15 protein-coding genes are annotated in these 17,431 nt (G+C 65.6%); 6 read left to right on the forward strand and 9 right to left on the reverse strand.

Features of this window, described 5'->3' with window-relative positions; all coding sequences use genetic code 11:
• Nucleotides 1-41: 41 nt before the first annotated feature.
• The 3 genes from Q0743_RS32275 to Q0743_RS32285 form a co-directional block, all read right to left on the reverse strand.
• Nucleotides 42-728, reverse strand: a complete 687-nt coding sequence (locus tag Q0743_RS32275; protein WP_298245452.1) for a glutathione S-transferase family protein — start codon at nt 726-728, stop codon at nt 42-44.
• 144 nt (nt 729-872) lie between these two features.
• Nucleotides 873-1,199 carry a hypothetical protein gene (locus tag Q0743_RS32280; protein WP_298245453.1) on the reverse strand — a complete coding sequence of 109 codons (327 nt, stop codon included), beginning with the start codon at nt 1,197-1,199 and terminating at the stop codon, nt 873-875.
• A 170-nt stretch (nt 1,200-1,369) separates the two neighbouring features.
• Nucleotides 1,370-2,500: a site-specific DNA-methyltransferase gene (locus Q0743_RS32285; RefSeq protein ID WP_298245454.1), complete on the reverse strand. Its 1,131-nt coding sequence runs from the start codon at nt 2,498-2,500 to the stop codon at nt 1,370-1,372.
• 413 nt (nt 2,501-2,913) lie between these two features.
• On the opposite strand from Q0743_RS32285, the gene Q0743_RS32290 reads away from it, so the two are divergent.
• The gene (locus Q0743_RS32290; RefSeq protein WP_298245455.1) at nt 2,914-3,852 is read left to right on the forward strand and encodes a neutral zinc metallopeptidase; all 939 of its coding nucleotides are present in this window, start codon (nt 2,914-2,916) and stop codon (nt 3,850-3,852) included.
• Between the two features lie 216 nt (nt 3,853-4,068).
• Nucleotides 4,069-4,632 carry a molybdenum cofactor biosynthesis protein B gene (gene moaB, locus Q0743_RS32295; protein WP_298245456.1) on the forward strand — a complete coding sequence of 188 codons (564 nt, stop codon included), beginning with the start codon at nt 4,069-4,071 and terminating at the stop codon, nt 4,630-4,632.
• 89 nt (nt 4,633-4,721) lie between these two features.
• Here the strand turns inward: moaB and Q0743_RS32300 are convergent, their stop codons facing one another.
• Both Q0743_RS32300 and Q0743_RS32305 read right to left on the reverse strand, forming a co-directional pair.
• Complete coding sequence (locus Q0743_RS32300; protein ID WP_298245457.1) at nt 4,722-5,660, reverse strand: helix-turn-helix domain-containing GNAT family N-acetyltransferase; 939 nt, start codon at nt 5,658-5,660, stop codon at nt 4,722-4,724.
• Between the two features lie 63 nt (nt 5,661-5,723).
• Entirely contained in the window at nt 5,724-6,299 is a 576-nt protein-coding gene (locus Q0743_RS32305) for a glycosyl transferase (RefSeq protein ID WP_097666205.1), read from the reverse strand.
• A gap of 231 nt (nt 6,300-6,530) precedes the next feature.
• On the opposite strand from Q0743_RS32305, the gene Q0743_RS32310 reads away from it, so the two are divergent.
• Entirely contained in the window at nt 6,531-7,370 is an 840-nt protein-coding gene (locus Q0743_RS32310; RefSeq protein ID WP_298245458.1) for an RMD1 family protein, read from the forward strand.
• Here Q0743_RS32310 and Q0743_RS32315 read toward each other — a convergent pair.
• From Q0743_RS32315 to Q0743_RS32330, 4 genes are all read right to left on the reverse strand, one after another.
• A complete protein-coding gene (locus Q0743_RS32315; RefSeq protein ID WP_298245459.1) occupies nt 7,364-8,974 on the reverse strand; it encodes a PEP/pyruvate-binding domain-containing protein in 1,611 nt (536 codons plus the stop codon). The two genes, Q0743_RS32310 and Q0743_RS32315, sit on opposite strands and share 7 nt — an antisense overlap.
• A 10-nt stretch (nt 8,975-8,984) precedes the next feature.
• Nucleotides 8,985-10,913 carry a hypothetical protein gene (locus Q0743_RS32320; RefSeq protein WP_298245460.1) on the reverse strand — a complete coding sequence of 643 codons (1,929 nt, stop codon included), beginning with the start codon at nt 10,911-10,913 and terminating at the stop codon, nt 8,985-8,987.
• Between the two features lie 82 nt (nt 10,914-10,995).
• Entirely contained in the window at nt 10,996-12,180 is a 1,185-nt protein-coding gene (locus Q0743_RS32325; RefSeq protein WP_298245461.1) for an acetate/propionate family kinase, read from the reverse strand.
• Between the two features lie 2 nt (nt 12,181-12,182).
• Complete coding sequence (locus tag Q0743_RS32330) at nt 12,183-14,573, reverse strand: phosphoketolase (RefSeq protein ID WP_298245462.1); 2,391 nt, start codon at nt 14,571-14,573, stop codon at nt 12,183-12,185.
• Nucleotides 14,574-14,793: 220 nt separating this feature from the next.
• On the opposite strand from Q0743_RS32330, the gene Q0743_RS32335 reads away from it, so the two are divergent.
• The 3 genes from Q0743_RS32335 (at nt 14,794) to Q0743_RS32345 (ending at nt 17,374) form a co-directional block, all read left to right on the forward strand.
• A complete protein-coding gene (locus Q0743_RS32335) occupies nt 14,794-15,960 on the forward strand; it encodes a PA0069 family radical SAM protein (RefSeq protein WP_298245463.1) in 1,167 nt (388 codons plus the stop codon).
• A gap of 24 nt (nt 15,961-15,984) precedes the next feature.
• Nucleotides 15,985-16,440, forward strand: coding sequence for a VOC family protein (locus Q0743_RS32340; RefSeq protein ID WP_298245464.1), 456 nt, complete (start codon nt 15,985-15,987; stop codon nt 16,438-16,440).
• 76 nt (nt 16,441-16,516) lie between these two features.
• On the forward strand, nt 16,517-17,374 hold the full coding sequence (locus Q0743_RS32345; RefSeq protein ID WP_298245465.1) for a ribonuclease HII: 858 nt from the start codon (nt 16,517-16,519) through the stop codon (nt 17,372-17,374).
• Nucleotides 17,375-17,431 lie beyond the last annotated feature (57 nt).

Here is a 17,431-nt window from a genome sequence, read left to right on the forward strand (position 1 = left end):
AGGGCCACGCGCATGCGCGTGGCCCGACAAGCGCGGTGCGATCAGGCGACCTTGGTCGTCATGTGCTTGAACATGTTGGCGCGCGCCTCGTCGTCCATCTCGGCCTTGAAGGTGAACTTGTCCTTCAGCGCGATCGCGCGGGCGGCCGCGGGCCGTGCCGAGATTTCGTCCACCAGCCGTTTCACGTTGGGATAGCGCGCGAAGGCGTCGTCGCCGAGCTTGAACGGCAGCATCCGCGCCCAGCCCCACAGCGCCATGTCGACGATGGAATAGTCGTCGCCGACCATGTAGCGGCGGCCTTTGAGGTGCGCGTCGAGAATCTTGTAGTGGCGATCGGTCTCGTACTGATAGCGGTTATGGGCGTAGTCGTGGTTCTGGTCCTTCGGCGCGAAGTGCTTGAAGTGCACGGCCTGGCCCGAATACGGCCCGACGCCGGTCGCGATGAACATCAGCCATGACAGCGTCTCGCCGCGCACGCTGGCGGCGGGCAGGAACTTGCCGGTCTTCTCGGCGAGATAGAGCAGGATGGCGTTCGAGTCGAACACGATCGTCCCGTTGTCGTCGATCGCCGGCACCTTGCCGTTCGGATTGACCTTCAGATAGTCGGATGTGAACTGCTCGCCCTTGCGGGTGTCGATCTTCACCGGCTCGAAGGGAAGGCCGACCTCTTCCAGGTAGAGCGCGACCTTGGTCGGGTTCGGCGAGCCGTTGAAATAGAATTTGAGCATCACACATCTCCCCAGAGTTTGTTGCCAATATTTCGTGCCGAGAGCGAACGCAGCATCGTTGCCGCTGGCGCCTTTCTCTTGCCCGAACCTCGTCGGAGAGGGCAACCGGCGAGTTTGCCGGGCGGTATCTGCGCTGTGCGCAGATCAGCCGGCGTAACAAAGGCCGATCGCCGCCGTAAGGACCATCGCCGCGCCGACCGCCTCCAGGCGCAGCCCGAGCCGCGCGGCCAGATGCATGTCGGAGGCCCGCGCGGCGCGCTCCGAGCCGCGGGCATAGCCGTGCACGATGACGTCGTGATTGAAATTGTCGTGCGCCTCGTTGCTGCTGGCGAGCCCGACAGAGATCACGAGCACGCCAAACAGCGCGAGGCCGAAGAATCCGAGCAGGGCGATCAGGAACATCGGGAACATGCCGAGCAGGAAGATCGGCAGCAGCGGCACCAGCAGCAATGTCTCGGACTGTCGTCGCATGGGAGGACCGATCAGGACGGGCTGATCGGGGGAATCTAGTCCCGGCTCTTGCGGCATTCAAGGTGCCGTAGGGTGAGCAAAGGCGCAAAGCGCCATGCCCGCGATCTTTCTATAATCATGATGAAAGCGTAGGCAGGCTTTGCTTTGCCCACCCGAGACCGGTAAGGCGGCTACTCCGCCGCCATGCCGGCGCGGATTTCGGCGCGCAGCTCGTCGATCAGCTTGAGACCCTTCTTGGTCTCGATATGCCAGAACGTCCAGCCGTTGCAGGCCTGGGCGCCTTGCGCCACCGCGCCGATACGGTGGATCGAGCCGACCTTGTCGCCGAACATGATGGCGCCGTCGGCACGGACCAGCGCGCCGAGCTTCTTCTTGGCGTCGAACAGCTTCGTGCCCGGCATGATCATGCCGCGCTCGATCAATTCGGAGAACGCCACGCGCGGGGCTTCGCGCGCGGTCATGAACGGGGCGAGGCTCTCTTCCGGCAGCGGCTCGACCTTGGCGATGCGCTGCTCGGCGGCCTTTGCATAGGTCTTGTCGCGCTCGAAGCCGATATAGGAACGGCCGAGGCGCTTTGCGACGGCGCCGGTGGTGCCGGTGCCGTTGAAGGGATCGATCACGAGATCGCCGGGCTTCGAGGAGGACAGCAGCACGCGCGCCAGCAGGCCTTCCGGCTTCTGCGTCGGGTGCACTTTCTTTCCGTCGGCGCCCTTCAGGCGCTCCTCGCCGGTGCAGAGCGGGATCAGCCAGTCGGAGCGTGCCTGCACGTCCTCATTGGCGGCCTTCAGCGCCTCGTAATTGAACGTGTAGCCCTTGGCCTTCTCGTCACGCGCGGCCCAGATCATGGTCTCGTGCGCGTTGGTGAAGCGACGGCCGCGGAAATTCGGCATCGGGTTCGACTTGCGCCACACGATGTCGTTCAGGAGCCAGAAGCCGAGATCCTGCATGATCGCGCCGACGCGGAAGATGTTGTGGTAGGAGCCGATCACCCAGATCGTCGCCGACGGCTTCATCGCGCGGCGTGCGGCAAGCAGCCAGGCGCGGGTGAAATCGTCATAGGCGGAGAATGAATCGAACTTGTCCCAGTCGTCGTCGACGGCGTCGACGTGGGACTCGTCGGGGCGCTTGAGATCGCCCTTGAGCTGGAGATTGTAGGGCGGATCGGCGAACACGAGATCGACCGAACCTGCCTGAAGCTTCGACATCTCGGCGACGCAATCGCCGAGGATGATTCGATGCGACGGAGACTCAAAATTTGTGCGGGGCGCCCTTGCAGACGCCCCGCGACGCGACTCTACCATGACTCAAGAACTCTGACTCAGGCGACGCTGTCGGCGACGCGGGACCAAACAACCGACTGACCGTTACAATGAAGCGGCAAAGTAAAAATCGACTTAACCCGCCGTTTTGTTGAGCAGACCGCGCGTCGCGTTCTGCGTGCATCTCGTCGCGCGCATTCGCCGTGTTTTATAGTGGATTTCGTGTTTGCTCGGGCCGCGGAAGCAATCATGGCTTCAAAAAGGCTACAAATTTCTCTCGGAAAAAATTGCCAGACCCTCGGAAAAAATTGCTGGCATCGGCGTGCTGTCGCACTAGGCAATAATTGCCGAGCGGGATATTGATAAAAGCAACGGAAATTTTACGTGTGTGGCGCGTTGAGCTTTCGCGCTTCTGCGCCCAATTGATGCCAATCGAGGACTGAGGGAAACCCGCCATGCGCTACGATGATTTCCGCCGCAGCGACGACATCGAGGATCGTCGCGACGATGGTGGAGGCGGCGGTGGCGGAGGCGGGTTCGGCCTGCCCATGGGCGGCGGTGGGCTCGGCATCGGCACGATCATCGTGCTCGGTCTGGTCGGCTATGCCTTCGGCATCGATCCGCGCATCCTGATCGGCGGCGCCGAGATCCTCACCGGCGGCGGCCAGGCGCCGAGCTACCAGACCGATCGCCAGTCGTCTTCGACCGCCAAGCGCGGCGCGCCGACCGACGAGATGGGCAGCATGATATCAGGCATTCTCGGCGAGATCGACGACCGTTGGAGCGAGATCTTCCAGGCCTCGGGCCAGTCCTACACCGGCCCGAAGGTCGTGCTGTTCCGCAACGTCACCAATGGCGGCCGCTGCGGCCGGGCAGAGTCGGCGATGGGGCCGTTCTACTGCCCGCCGGACCGCACCATCTTCCTCGACACCTCGTTCTTCCGCGAGGTCGAGACGCGCTTCCGCGGTTGCTCCGGCAAGTCGGCGTGCAATTTCACGACCGCCTACATCATCGCGCATGAAGCCGGGCATCACATCCAGAACCTGCTCGGCATCATCCCGCGCGTGACGCGCCTGCAGCAGCAGGCCGGCTCCAAGGCGGAGGCCAACGCGCTCCAGGTCAAGGTCGAGCTGCAGGCCGACTGCCTGTCCGGCGTCTGGGTCAACCGCGAGGCGAAGAAGCGTCCCAACTTCCTGGAAGCCGGTGACATCGACGCCGCGCTGACCACGGCAAGCGCGATCGGCGACGATACGCTGCAGCGCCAGGCCACGGGGCGCGTCGTGCCGGACTCCTTCACCCACGGCTCGGCGGCGCAACGCAAGCAATGGTTCATGACCGGCTACCAGCAGGGCACGGTCCAGGCCTGCAACACGTTCGGCGGCGGGGCGCTGTAGTCTCCGCTCCTGGACGTGCGCCGCGTGAACTATGATGCGCAATTGCGCAGCGGGAACTCCAGGAGTAGTGGCGTCATCCTGAGGTGCTCGCCTCTTGGCGAGCCTCGAAGGATGGCGGAGCTCGCGGCCCATCCTTCGAGGCTCGCTGCGCAGTGTTTGCACTGCACAGCGCGCACCTCAGGATGACGGCGGTGGTTGGGAAGCAGGAGTGAAGACGTGGCCTCGATCGACGAAACCAAGCAGTTCATCCCGCTCAATATCGCGGTGCTCACCGTCTCCGACACGCGCGCGCTCAGCGATGACAAGTCCGGCCAGACGCTGGCCGATCGTCTCACCGCGGCCGGCCATCATCTCGCCGCGCGCGAGATCGTCACCGACGACGTCGAGGCGATCCGTGCCGTCGTCCGTCGCTGGATCGCAGATAGCGGCGTCGACGTCGTCATCACCACCGGCGGCACCGGCTTTACGGGGCGCGACGTCACGCCGGAGGCGATCGAGCCGCTGTTCGAGAAGCGCATGGACGGTTTCTCGATTGCCTTCCACATGCTGAGCCACGCCAAGATCGGGACCTCGACGATCCAGAGCCGCGCCACCGCGGGCGTCGCCGGTGCCACCTACATCTTCTGCCTGCCGGGCTCGCCCGGCGCCTGCCGCGACGGCTGGGACGGCATCCTGGCCGCCCAACTCGACTACCGCACGCGCCCCTGCAATTTCGTCGAGATCATGCCGCGGCTGGACGAGCATTTGCGCCGGCCGAAGGCGCAAGGCGCGACGGCGTAGTGTGCTGCGGATGATGTCCAGCTGATCGCGGCACGGATTACCCTCCAGGGGAGGGTAAGGTCACGGCGCGCGTTGTTAGATAAAGACAGTCACAGATCCCGCTCCCAGGTCTCGCCCACCAGATCAGCACCGAAGCTGTGGTGCTTCTCCTCCTTCACGAGCTTGAATCCGGCGCTCTTGTAGATGCCGCGCGCGGCCACCAGGATGCTCTGCGTCCACAGCGTCATCTTGCTGTAGCCCCTCTCACGCGCGCCCTGAAGGCATTGCTCCACCAGCGCACGGCCGACACCGAGGCCCCGTGCTTTCTTCTCGACCTGCAACAGGCGGAGTTTCGCGATCTCGTCCGTGGCCTTGACCAGGAAGATCGATCCGACCGGCTCACCGTCCACTTCCGCGATCCAGCAATGCTCGCGCGCGGCGTCGTAGTTCTTGATGAACTGTGCGCAGATTTCAGCGACCAGCGCCTCGTAGCTGATATCCCAGCCGTAGTCCGCAGCATAGGCGGCGCCCTGCCGGGAGATGACCCAGCCCATGTCGCCGACGCGATGGCTGCGCAGCATGACGGCCGCAGGCTGGCTGCGACGTCGCTCCAGCACGGTCTCGATGGTCGCCATCGCCTGCGTGAGGCGCGTTGCGTCATCGGAAGAAAGCTCGGCCAGCATGGCGGCGACCTCGCTTTGCGAGCTCTGATTGAGCTTGGCGAAGGTCTGGCGGCCCTTGGCGGTGAGGCTGAGCTGGTGTTGCCTGCGATCTGCGGGCAGGGGCTTTCGCGTGATCAGCCCCTTCTCGTCGAAGTTCTGGACGATGCGGCTGAGATAGCCGGGGTCGAGACCAAGCTCGATTCCGATCTCTTTCGCCGCCATGTCGTCGCGGTGAGCGAGTTCATAGAGGACCCGGGCTTCGCTGAGCGAAAACGGGCTCTTTCCAAGGTGTTGGTCCAGCACCCCGAGCTTGCGGGTATAGAAGCGGTTGAAGGCGCGGACCGCGGTGATGGGGTCGGTAGCTTCGAATGGCTTGGTGAACGTCATGGGGGCACCTCGATAATTGCCATTGTCAATTAATTATTTGACTTTGGCAAGTATCCGGCGACCTCAGGTGACCATGACGATCCGGCTGCGCAGCATGGTCCGGGACGAACGGCCGAGCCGCCGGAGCAGCCGCGCTTCGGAATGGCGGGCCTGCGGCGGGTAGCCGCCGATCCGGTCGTAATGATCACGCGCGATCAAAAGTCCCTGGTCGCCGAGCGGGCCGACCAACTTGCGCGCCAGGGCCCGGAGGATGTCCCGCAAGCCGGTATCGGCGTAAGGCGAGCGCGCATAACGGAAGACCGCGGCCCGGTCCCGGCCGCTGGTCGCAACGGCCTGGATGAATTGGGTGGTTTCCTCGATCCAGCCGGTTTCCAGCACCGCGCCCGCGGGCAGGAACATCAGCCAGGGCGAGCGGGCCTGGAGCGCGCCGGCCGCGAGTGCGGCGCCTTGCGAGGATCCCTCGAAGCCGACGAAACGGCAGCCTGCGACGTCGGCAACGCGCTCGATGACGCCGTTGCGGGTGCCGTCGACCAGGAGCACTTCCCGGATGATTCCGGCGGCGGCACCGGGAACCAGCGCGGCCAGAGTGGCGACCGCCGTCTGCTCGACGCCTTCGGTCGGAATGATGACGCTCAACATGATTGAGGCTTCAATGTCTGCACTTCGGAAGGAAGCGGAGCTCGTTATGATGATGTCATAAACACGCGGCGTTGCCGAGTGCAACTTTCCGGCGGCGCTTCGGCGTGCGATGGTAAACCGCCGCCCGCTATCGCAGCCAAATGTGTCACGGGCGGGCCCGCAATATTGCCGAATGTTTCGGCATGATCCCGACCGCGTTAACTCGTAGCTGCGCCGTGACGGAGGCCTTGCATGATCGCCGATCAACTCGCCGTTGGTATGGCGCCAACATCGCCGAAGCAGGGGACTGCGCCGACCTTACGGATCCGCGCGCTGATGCTGGGAGACCGCATCAATGCTTCCGGCCTGGAGATCGGGACGCTGGTCTCGTCCACTCCGGCTGCCTTCCGCGTCCACGCCGGCCTTGTCGTGATCTTCCGTTACGGCGTCGTGGTGCTGATCGGCCTGCTGCCTTCGGAGGAGAAGGTCGTCATCGACAATTTGAAGTCGCGCGTGACCGGCGAGCTCAGCCCGTATGAGGAGGAGATCGCGCAGGCGCAGCTTTGCAACGACGAGGCCGCCGAGGCGATCCAGCCGGGCGGGCCGATCTGCCTTGCCAAATTCTCCGACGACCGGTTGCTGCTGGTTGCGGATGCGCTCGCCAAGAGCACGTCGCTGGCGCGCGACGAACGCCGCGTCGCCGCGGTGTTCGACGTGATCGAGCCGTTTGCGCGGGAGCTTGCCGAGCACGGCCGGACGCCGCGCCGGCGCAAGGGCATCCTGCAATTGATCGGCAATGCCCTCTTGGTGCAGCAGCGCGTCGCCGGCCGCGTCGCGATCGCCGAGAAGCCCGACGTGCTCTGGGAGAAGCCCGAGCTCGATCGGCTCTATTCGCGTCTCGAGGACGAATATGAGTTGAAGGAGCGCCTCGACACGCTCGAGCGCAAGCTCTCCGCGGTATCGGAGACCGCCAACGCACTGACCGACATCATCGACACCCAGCGCTCGCTCCGCCTGGAGATCGCGGTCGTGGTTCTGATCGTGATCGAGGTCGCGATCGGGTGTTTTCAGATCCTGACCGGCGTTCACTGAGGCGCAGTGGCGTGCCGGTCGTGGTGGCCGGATTGCGTCCGCCACGACGCGATCTCGGCAAGCTCGGCTTCGGGCCGTGTCCGGATCGTCTCGCAGCGTCCGAGATAGAGCTCTCCGGCATCGCCCTCGATCGTGATCCACTCGCCTTCGGCAAAGGTGAGATTGCCGACCTGGGCGCGCTTCGCGACAGGATCGATCCTCAGTTCGCGACAGCCGACGACGCAGGGCTTGCCCATTTGCCGCGCCACGAGAGCTGCGTGCGAGGTGCGCGCACCGACTGACGTGACGATGCCCGCCGACAGGGCAAAGCCGGCGACGTCGGCCGTGCTGGTATCGGGCCGCAGCAGGATGACCGGTTCACCCGCCGCCGAGAGGCTTTGAGCGCCTTCGGACGAGAACGCGGCCCGTCCGATTCCAATGCCGCCGGAGGCGCCGATGCCGGTCGTCGCGGGCTTGCCTGATGACACCAGTCGGGTTTCGCTCAGCGAGGCGAGGTCGATCTCCGCGATCCGTCCCAAGGCCTCGTCCTTCGAGATCAGGCCTTCATGCACGAGGTCGATCGCGATCCTGGCGGCGGCCCGCGGCGTGCGCTTGGCGGTGCGGGTCTGGAGGATCCAGAGCCGGCCGTTCTCGACCGTGAACTCGACGTCCTGGACATCGGCGAAGGCGTGCTCGAGCCGCTTCAGGACATCGCCAAGCTCCGCTTCGAGTTTCGGCAGCTCGCGTGCGATCGCCTCGGCCGTATCGGGAACGCGCCTTCCGGACACGACGTCTTCGCCCTGCGCGTCGAGCACGAGGTCGATCATCGGGCGCGGTGCGCCCGTGGACGGATCGCGCGAGAATGCCACGCCCGCGCCGGAGGCAAGACCGCCATTGCCGAAGACCATCGCCTGCACGGTCACCGCGGTGCCTTCGAGCGAATCGAGATGCTGCAGGTTTCGATAAGTCTGCGCACGTTCGCTCGTCCAGGATTGGTAGACGGCTCGGGCTGCCGCCTCCAGCTGCGCGAAGGCATCCTCCAGCGCCCCATCGGCGCGATCCTCGATCAGCGCCTGCTCGCGGCTGGCGAGCCGTGCGAGCGCTTCGCTGTCGAGCTCGCGGTCGCTGCCGGCGTTTTCGGCTGCGACGAGCTCGCTGACGTGCGCGGCAAATTCGGCCTGGTCGATAGCGAGCACCGTCTCGCCAAAGCTCTCCAGGAAGCGGCGCCGGCAATCCCAGGCGAGCCGCGGCCGGCCGGTCGCACGGATCAGGCCATGCACGGCATCGGACGTGCAGCCGACATTAAGAACGGTGTCGAGCATGCCTGGCATCGATCGCGCCGCACCCGAGCGCACCGATACCAGGAGCGGCCGCCGGCGGTCGCCAAAGCGCTTTCCGGTGACGCCCTCCAGGAACGAAATGCCGTCCTCCAGGCCGTCGCGCAAATGTCGCGCGGCGTGGGCATGGCCGGCAACGATGTCGGCGCAGAGCTTGACCGGGAGCACGAAGGCTGGCGGCACCGGCAGGCCCAGCGACGCCATGCGGGCAAGGTTGGCGGCCTTGGCGCCGATCTCTTCGGCGGGGCGCAATTTGGAGGCGTCAGCGCCGATACGCACGATATGCATGGTGGCTTCCTCAAGCTGCGAGATCGATCATGATGTGACGGCGGAGCAGATGGCCGAACGCGGCGAAGCGGTCGGTGGCGCGCTCGACGGCGCGGGCGAGCTCAAGCACCGATAGCGAGGTCGCGACGTCGAAGCCGCCGCCGAAGACCAGTGCGGTGATCGCGCGCTCGCGGGTGTCGGCAGCGTGTTCGGCATCGATCAGGCGGCTCACGGCGGCGAGCGCGTCCTCGGAATCGGCGTGCCGTCCCTCCGGCACGTCGATCGCGGCGGCAACGCCACTCGCGGCGACTTCGGTCGCGGTCGCTACCACGGCGCAAAGCTCGGCCAGCGCCGTCAGCAGGGACGGATCGCTCCTTCCCGGCATCAGCGAGGCGATGAACGCGGCCTGCTCCAGCTCGTCGACGGCTTCCTCGGCGCGATCGATCAATTGCCCGATCAGCGGGCGCGCGTTGAGGCGGTCGACCTCGTTGCGGCCCTCCAATGCGATTCTGTCGGCCTTCTGCTCGATCATGCCGCAGCGCTGCGTCAGCAGGGCGGCGTCGGCGGGCTGGCCGGCGCGCAAGGTGGCGACATGGCGCGAGATCGCCGCGACGAGATCATGGGCGAGGCCGATCTGGCGCAGCACCGCTGCCAGCAACGCTCCGTCGACGCGGTCCAGGTGCCGCATCAGATCGGCTTCGATCTGGTCGCGCACCGTCCTGACCGAGCGGCCCGCGAGAAGTGCCTCGGTGGAGGCACGCAGCGATGCCTTGAGAAAATCGATGGCGGCGCTGCGGCCGAGCGCCTGGTCGAGCCGCTCGCCGAAGCCGATCCGCGCCGGGGCGGCGTTTCGCACCGCAGAGCCCAGCAGATCGTTCCCGCCGAGCTCGAGGAAGCCGCGATGGCCGATTCGCTGCCGCGCCGCCCATTCCAGGATGTGGACCGCGTCCTCCTTGGCGACCCACGTCCTGAGCAGCTTGCGCGCCTTGTTCCAGTCGATCAGAAACACCAGCGCGGCGCCGACCGCCGCGAGGAATTCGTTGCGATCGGCGGCGTGTCCGCTCTGATACTGGCCGGTGACGAGATAGAAGGAATTGTCCTCGCCGAGCCCTGCGGCGGTGTGACGGTCGAGGCCGCTCCAATTCGCTTCGAACCTGTCGAACAGCGAGATGAAGAATTTCGCGCGGGCCAGGTGCACGTCGGTGTAGGTGACCGTGACCGCGTTCTTCTTCACCGCGATCACGACGACATGGGCGTCCGTGGTGCCGATGTCGTTCTGGATCAGCAGCCGGCCGTCGGTGCGCGTGGCCATGGTGTCGAGGCCCGGATGATTGAATTTGAGGCCGCGCGTCGCGTTCAGGCCCTTCATGAAAGCTGTGACCGCCGTCCGGTCCTCGCCGTGCAGGCCGAACACATGGGCGCCGTCGAGCGTTTCTTCCGCGCAAGCTGTTGCCAGCCTGTTGAGCTGCTTGTGCAGATCCATGACGAGGCGATGCAGGCTGTCGCCGCCCGCATCCGCGACGCCCGTCAGGCGCGCGATGTGGGACATTGCGATCTCGCCGGTGGATTCGAGCAGGCCGGCTGCGCGGATCGCCCCGAGGCGCGCCTGCGCCCTCTCGCCTTCGCTCGCAGCGCCGGCGCCGACGGCGCGGATCATGGTCGCCGCGTCGTCCGCGATCTCCTGCATCAGCTTTGCAAGTTCGGGCGCCGCGAGCCGGCCGTGCCCGACCAGATGCGCGCCGCCGATCAGCGTCGCGATCGCGGTGGGGGCGATGCCCGCCGTCTGGCTTTCGACGGCAAGGTCACTCGCGGGCCGGTTCGGCTCCTGCGCATGCTGGGCCGCCGCCTGCAATGCGCTCATCCGCACCTTGATGCGGTCGTTGGCGGCGAGGCCTTCCGCGACCAGCGCGGGCAGCAGGATGCCGCCTTGTCCGAGCTCCTCGATGATGTGGGTCTTCATGATCTGTCCGCTCGATGATGGATGCGGGCTCTATGCCACGAGACTTTGACGGCCTCGTTGCGGCAGATCATTCATAAAAATGTCACGTGACGTTGCGTCCGCGGATCAGAGCGGCGGAGTGGCGTGCGATCGTCAGCTCTTCATTGGTTGCAATGACGAACACGTCGACCGCACTGCCGCCATCGCTGATCCGCTCGCGCGCCGCGTCGTTCGCGGCGGCATCGATCCGCACGCCGAGCCAGCCGAGCCGCTCGCCGATCGCGCTGCGGATCTCCCTGGCGTGTTCGCCGATGCCGCCCGTGAAGACCACGCAGTCGAGTCCGCCGAGCGTGGTCGCCATCATCGCGATCGCTTGCGCCGCGCGGAAGGTGAAGAGATCGACCGCCTCTCGCGCCGCTGGCTCGCCGCTCGCCAGCAGCGTGCGCATGTCCGCGGAGAGGCCGGAGACGCCGAGCAGGCCGGACTCGTGATAGAGCAGGTGTTGGACCTCTTCGAGCGACATCTTCTCGTGCTGCTGCAGATAGAGCAGCACGCCGGGATCGATCGTGCCGCTGCGCGTGCCCATCACGAGGCCGTCGAGCGGCGTCAATCCCATCGTGGTGTCGATGCTGCGGCCGTTGCATAGCGCGCACAGGCTGGCGCCGTTGCCGAGATGGGCGATGACGGTGCGCCTGGCGACAAGCTCTGGCGCGATCTCGCCTAGACGGCCCGCGACATATTCGAAGGAGAGCCCGTGAAACCCATAGCGCCGGATGCCGCGCTGCTCGAAGCGCCGCGGAAGCGCGAAGCGGCTCGCGGGCGGTGCGAGGCCGTGATGGAAGGCGGTGTCGAAACACGCGATCTGCGTCAGCGCCGGCCGGATCGCCGCGAGCGTGCGGACCGGCGCGAGGCAGCGCGGCTGGTGCAGCGGCGCCAGCGGCGTCAATGCCTCCAGTTTCGCGATGACGTCGTCCGTCAGAACGACCGGGCCTGAATAATCCGGCCCGCCATGAACGACGCGATGGCCGACGGCGCTCAGGCTGCGTTCGCCGAACCGGTCCTCGATGAAGCCGAGCACGTCGGCGAACAGATGGTTGGTATCTGTCGCGTCTCTTCGGGTCTCGAACAGGTCTTCGCCCGCGGGGCCCTTCACCACCAGACGAGGTTTGGCCTCGTGCTCGTCGAGCAGGCCCCTGCAAAGCAGGCTGGGCTCGGTTGCCGAAATCTCGAACACACCGAACTTGATGCTCGACGATCCCGAATTGAGAACGAGGACCGTGTCAGACATGGCTAGCCGCCGGAGCTGTTGGGCCAGACCCAGTCCTGGATCTCCGGCATGTCCTCGCCGTGCTCCCGTACGTAGCGCGAATGCTCGATCAGCTTGTCGCGGAATTGCTGCTTGGCCTGCGCGGCCCTGGCCGCAAGCCCGGGCACGCGTTCGATCGCCTCGATCGCGAGGTGGTAGCGGTCGAGCTCGTTGAGCACGACCATGTCGAATGGCGTCGTGGTGGTGCCTTCCTCGGCAAAGCCGCGCACGTGCAGGCCGGCATGGTTGGTGCGGTTATAGGTCAGGCGGTGGATCAGATAGGGATAGCCGTGATAGGCGAAGATGACGGGCTTGTCCGTCGTGAACAGGCTGTCGAAGTCGCGATCCGAAAGTCCATGCGGATGCTGCTCCTTCGGCTGCAGCGTCATGAGGTCGACGACGTTGACGACGCGGATCTTCAGATCTGGTAGCGCCTTGCGCAGGAGGTCGACGGCGGCGAGCGTCTCCAGCGTCGGCACGTCGCCGGCGCAGGCCATCACCACGTCGGGCTCGCTGCCTGCGTCCTCGTTGCCGGCCCAGCTCCAGATGCCGATGCCGGCATCGCAATGCGTGGCGGCGTCCTGCATCGACAGCCATTGCGGCGCCGGCTGCTTGCCGGCGACGATGACGTTGATGCGGTTATAGGTTCGCAGGCAATGGTCGGCGATCCACAGCAGCGTGTTGGCATCCGGCGGGAAGTAGATGCGGACGACGTCGGCCTTCTTGTTGGCGACGAGATCGACGAAGCCGGGGTCCTGATGGCTGAAGCCGTTATGGTCCTGACGCCAGACATGCGAGGTCAGCAGATAATTGAGCGAGGCGATCGGCCGCCGCCATGGCAGGTGCCGCGTCACCTTCAGCCATTTGGCGTGCTGGTTGAACATGGAATCCACGATGTGGATGAAGGCCTCATAGCAGGAGAAGAAGCCGTGCCGCCCGGTGAGCAGATAGCCCTCGAGCCAGCCCTGGCAGAGATGCTCGCTCAAGACCTCCATCACCCGGCCGTCTTGCGCCAGATGCACGTCGTGGGGCTCGATCGGCTCCATCCAGACCCGCTCGGTCTCCTCGAACACGGCATCCAGCCGGTTTGACGCGGTCTCGTCCGGGCCCATGATGCGGAAGTTGCGCTCTTGCGCGTTGAGGCGAATGACGTCGCGCAGGAATTTGCCGAGCTCGCGCGTCGCTTCGCCGGTGACGGCGCCGGGCTGCGGCACCTTCACGGCGAAGTCGCGGAAGTCCGGCAGCTTCAGCTCCTTCTTCAGCAGGCCGCCGTTGGCATGCGGATTGGCGCCCATGCGGCGGGCGCCTTCCGGGGCCAGCGCCTGCAACTCAGGAACGAGCGTGCCCTTCGCATCGAACAGCTTTTCCGGTTCGTAGCTGCGCATCCAGTCTTCGAGAATTTTCAGATGCGCCGGATTTTCGCGGCAACCTGCAACAGGAACCTGATGCGCGCGCCAAAAACCTTCGACCTTCTTGCCGTCGACCTCTTTCGGGCCGGTCCACCCCTTCGGGCTGCGCAGCACGATCATCGGCCAACGCGGCCGCTCGACGTTGTCGCGTCCGTCGCGGGCATGCTGCTGGATCGAGCGGATACTGGCGAGCGCGACGTCGAGCGCGTCCGCCATGGCCTGGTGCATCAGTTTGGGATCGTCACCCGCAACGAACAGCGGCTCGTGGCCGAATCCGCGGAAGAGATCGCGGATCTCGCTGTCAGGCATCCGCCCGAGCACGGTCGGATTGGCGATCTTGTAGCCGTTGAGATGCAGGATCGGCAGCACCGCGCCGTCATGGGCGGGGTTGAGGAACTTGTTGGAGTGCCAGGATGCGGCGAGCGGGCCGGTCTCGGCTTCGCCGTCGCCGACGACGCAGGCAACGATCAGATCGGGATTGTCCAGCGCCGCGCCATAGGCGTGCACCAGCGCGTAGCCGAGCTCGCCGCCTTCGTGGATCGAGCCCGGCGTTTCCGGCGCGGCGTGGCTCGGAATGCCGCCAGGGAAGGAGAACTGCCTGAACAGCTTGCGCATGCCGTCCGCATCGCGCGCGATATCAGGGTAGATCTCGCTGTAGCTGCCTTCCAGATAGGTGTTGGCGACCATGCCGGGTCCGCCATGGCCGGGGCCGCAGACATAGATCACGTTGAGATCCTGCGCCCGGATGACGCGGTTGAGATGGGCGTAGATGAAGTTGAGGCCGGGCGTCGTGCCCCAATGGCCGAGCAAGCGCGGCTTGATGTGCTCGGCGCGCAAGGGCTCGCGCAGCAGCGGATTGTCGAGCAGGTAGATTTGCCCGACGGAGAGATAGTTTGCGGCACGCCAGTAGCGATCAAGGAGGTCAAGGTCATTGCTCGCTGAGGCCGATTGTTGTTGATTTGTCATATTCTTGCCGATTGTTGCCGAGCCACGCCCCGCGATCGTCACCAACGATGGTCCGGCGCGATCGATCCCTGGTGTCATCAAACGGGACCGTTGCGACAGGCATGTTGCGTGAGGTCAAATGACCGCGCCCGAAATTTGGGCGGGCTACTGTGCATGGGGTTGTTTTCCAGATTTTCGTTTGTGTTCTTGATTTGTTCCTTTGGCATGCTATCTTGGCTTCATGAGTCCAGCAGCATCCTCTCATGCTCTCAAGCACCCGCCGGTCAAGGCGCCCTCCGAGCCGGCGGGTGTGGACTCTGATTTCCCGGAGCTTGGCGTTGCCATCGACCGCGCGCGCCGGCGAGGGCGCGGGGCACAGTCCAACGCCAGCGGCCGGTACGAAGCCGAGGCGCGCGTCGCCTTCGACGACGGCTGGCAGAGCCTGGAAGAGCTGCCGCCCTTCAAGACGACGGTTGCGGTCGACACCTCGCGCAAGGTGATCACCCGCAACGATTCCCCCGATATCGGCTTCGACCGCTCGATCAATCCCTATCGCGGCTGCGAGCATGGCTGCGTCTATTGCTTCGCGCGGCCGACCCATGCCTATCTCGGCCTGTCGCCGGGACTGGATTTCGAATCCAAGCTGTTCGTGAAGCCGGAGGCACCGTCGCTGCTCGAGAAGGAGCTGGCCGCGCCCGGCTACGAGCCGCGGATGATCGCGATCGGCACCAACACCGATCCCTACCAGCCGATCGAGCGCGAGCGCAAAATCATGCGCGGTATTCTCGAAGTGCTGGAACGCGCCGGCCATCCCGTCGGCATCGTCACCAAATCGGCGCTGGTCGTGCGCGACATCGACATTCTCCAGCGCATGGCCAAGCGCAACCTCGCCAAGGTCGCGATATCAGTGACGTCGCTCGATCCAAAACTGGCGCGCACCATGGAGCCGCGGGCCTCGACGCCGCCGAAGCGGCTGGAGGCGCTGAAGCAGCTCTCGGAGGCCGGCATTCCCACCACCGTGATGGTCGCGCCCGTGATCCCCGCGCTGAACGATTCCGAGATCGAGCGCATTCTCGATGCCGCCGCCCATGCCGGCGTCAAGGAAGCCTCCTATGTGCTGCTGCGGCTGCCGCTGGAGGTGCGCGATCTCTTCCGGGAATGGCTGATGGCGAACTATCCGGACCGTTATCGCCACGTCTTCACGCTGATCCGCGACATGCGCGGCGGCCGCGACTACGACGCGAAATGGGGCGAGCGGATGAAGGGGACGGGACCGATGGCCTGGACCATCGGTCGCCGCTTCGAGATCGCCTGCGACCGGCTTGGGCTCAACAAGCGGCGCTCCAAGCTGACTGCGGATCACTTTGCGCGGCCGAAGCGGAACGGCGATCAGCTCAGCCTGTTCTGAGCGAGCAAGTGCAAGAGGTGTCGTATGAGTAAGGAACTCACCGTGCCGGTGCCACGGCTCACCGTCATCACGCTCGGCGTCAGCGATATCCGCGCCAGCATCGCCTTTTACGACGCGCTCGGTTTCTCGCGCCGGCTGAAGGCGACCGGCGAGGCGGTGGCGTTCTACGATACCGGCGGTCCGGTGCTGGCGCTGTATCCTTGGGATCAGCTCGCGGCCGACGCCAAGCTGCCTGACGATCCCAGGCCATCGACCTTCCGCGGCATGACGCTCGCCTGGAACTGTGCCACGCGTGAGGAAGTGGATGCGGTGCTGGCCTTCGCCCTCGGCAAGGGCGGGAGGCTGCTGAAGGCCGCGCACGAGACCGATTACGGCGGCTATTCCGGTTATTTCACTGATCCGGACGGCCATCCCTGGGAGGTCGTGGTCGCGCCCGGCATCGAGGTCGGCGACGACCGGCGGGTGCATCTGGCGGAGTAGGGCACCAGCCTGAATAACGGGAATTGCGAGGGGTTCCCGGTTGCGCCGGCCGGGGCGCTTGCGCACCATCCCGGCCATGATTCGGGACAAGTCCGCGACGAAACCAGCCAAAGGCGCGCCGAGGAAGGGCGCTGCCAAGAAGACTGCGCCCGCAAAGGCAGCCAAAGCGGATGTGGCCAAGACGACGAAGGCTCTCGCTGGGAAGAAGGGCATCATCGCCGTCGCATCCCCGAGCTTCCGCCGCGAGCGCGCGCTGATCAAGCGCGGCATCTGGCCGGTTGCCGGCTGCGACGAGGCCGGCCGTGGGCCGCTCGCAGGTCCCGTGGTGGCAGCCGCCGTGATTCTCGATCCCGACCGTATCCCGCGCGGCATCGACGATTCCAAGCGCCTGACGGCCGAGGAGCGCGAAAAGCTGTTCGACAAGATCTGTGCGACCGCGCAGGTCTCCGTTGCCGTCGCCTCACCGTCGCGAATCGATCGCGACAACATCTTGCGCGCCTCGCTGTGGGCGCTGAAGCGCGCCGTGGTGGCGCTGCCGGAGGCGCCAAGGCATGTCTTCGTCGACGGCCGCGACCGGCTCGACACGGCTTGCGATTGCGAGGCCGTGATCGGCGGCGACGGGATCGTGCTGTCGATCGCCGCGGCTTCCATCGTCGCCAAGGTGACGCGCGACCGCCTGATGTGCGCGCTGGCGCAGGATTGTCCCGGCTACGGTTTCGAGCAGCACAAGGGCTACGGCGTCCCCGAGCACCTCGATGCGCTGAACCGCCTCGGTCCCACCGTCCACCATCGCAGCTTCTTCGCCCCCGTCGCTGCTGCCCGCGCCAAGCATATGCCCTGGACGATCGAGCCGGTGCCGGATCTGTTTGCGGTCACCGAGGTCGAAATGCAGGTCGAAGCCAGCGTCGAGATCGACGCTTCGTCCAGTCTTTAGACGTCGCTGATGCTGCGGCGCTCTTCGCCTCTCCCCGCGTGCGGGGAGAGGCCGGAA

Source organism: uncultured Bradyrhizobium sp. (assembly GCF_936943645.1).
Taxonomy (GTDB): Bacteria; Pseudomonadota; Alphaproteobacteria; order Rhizobiales; family Xanthobacteraceae; genus Bradyrhizobium.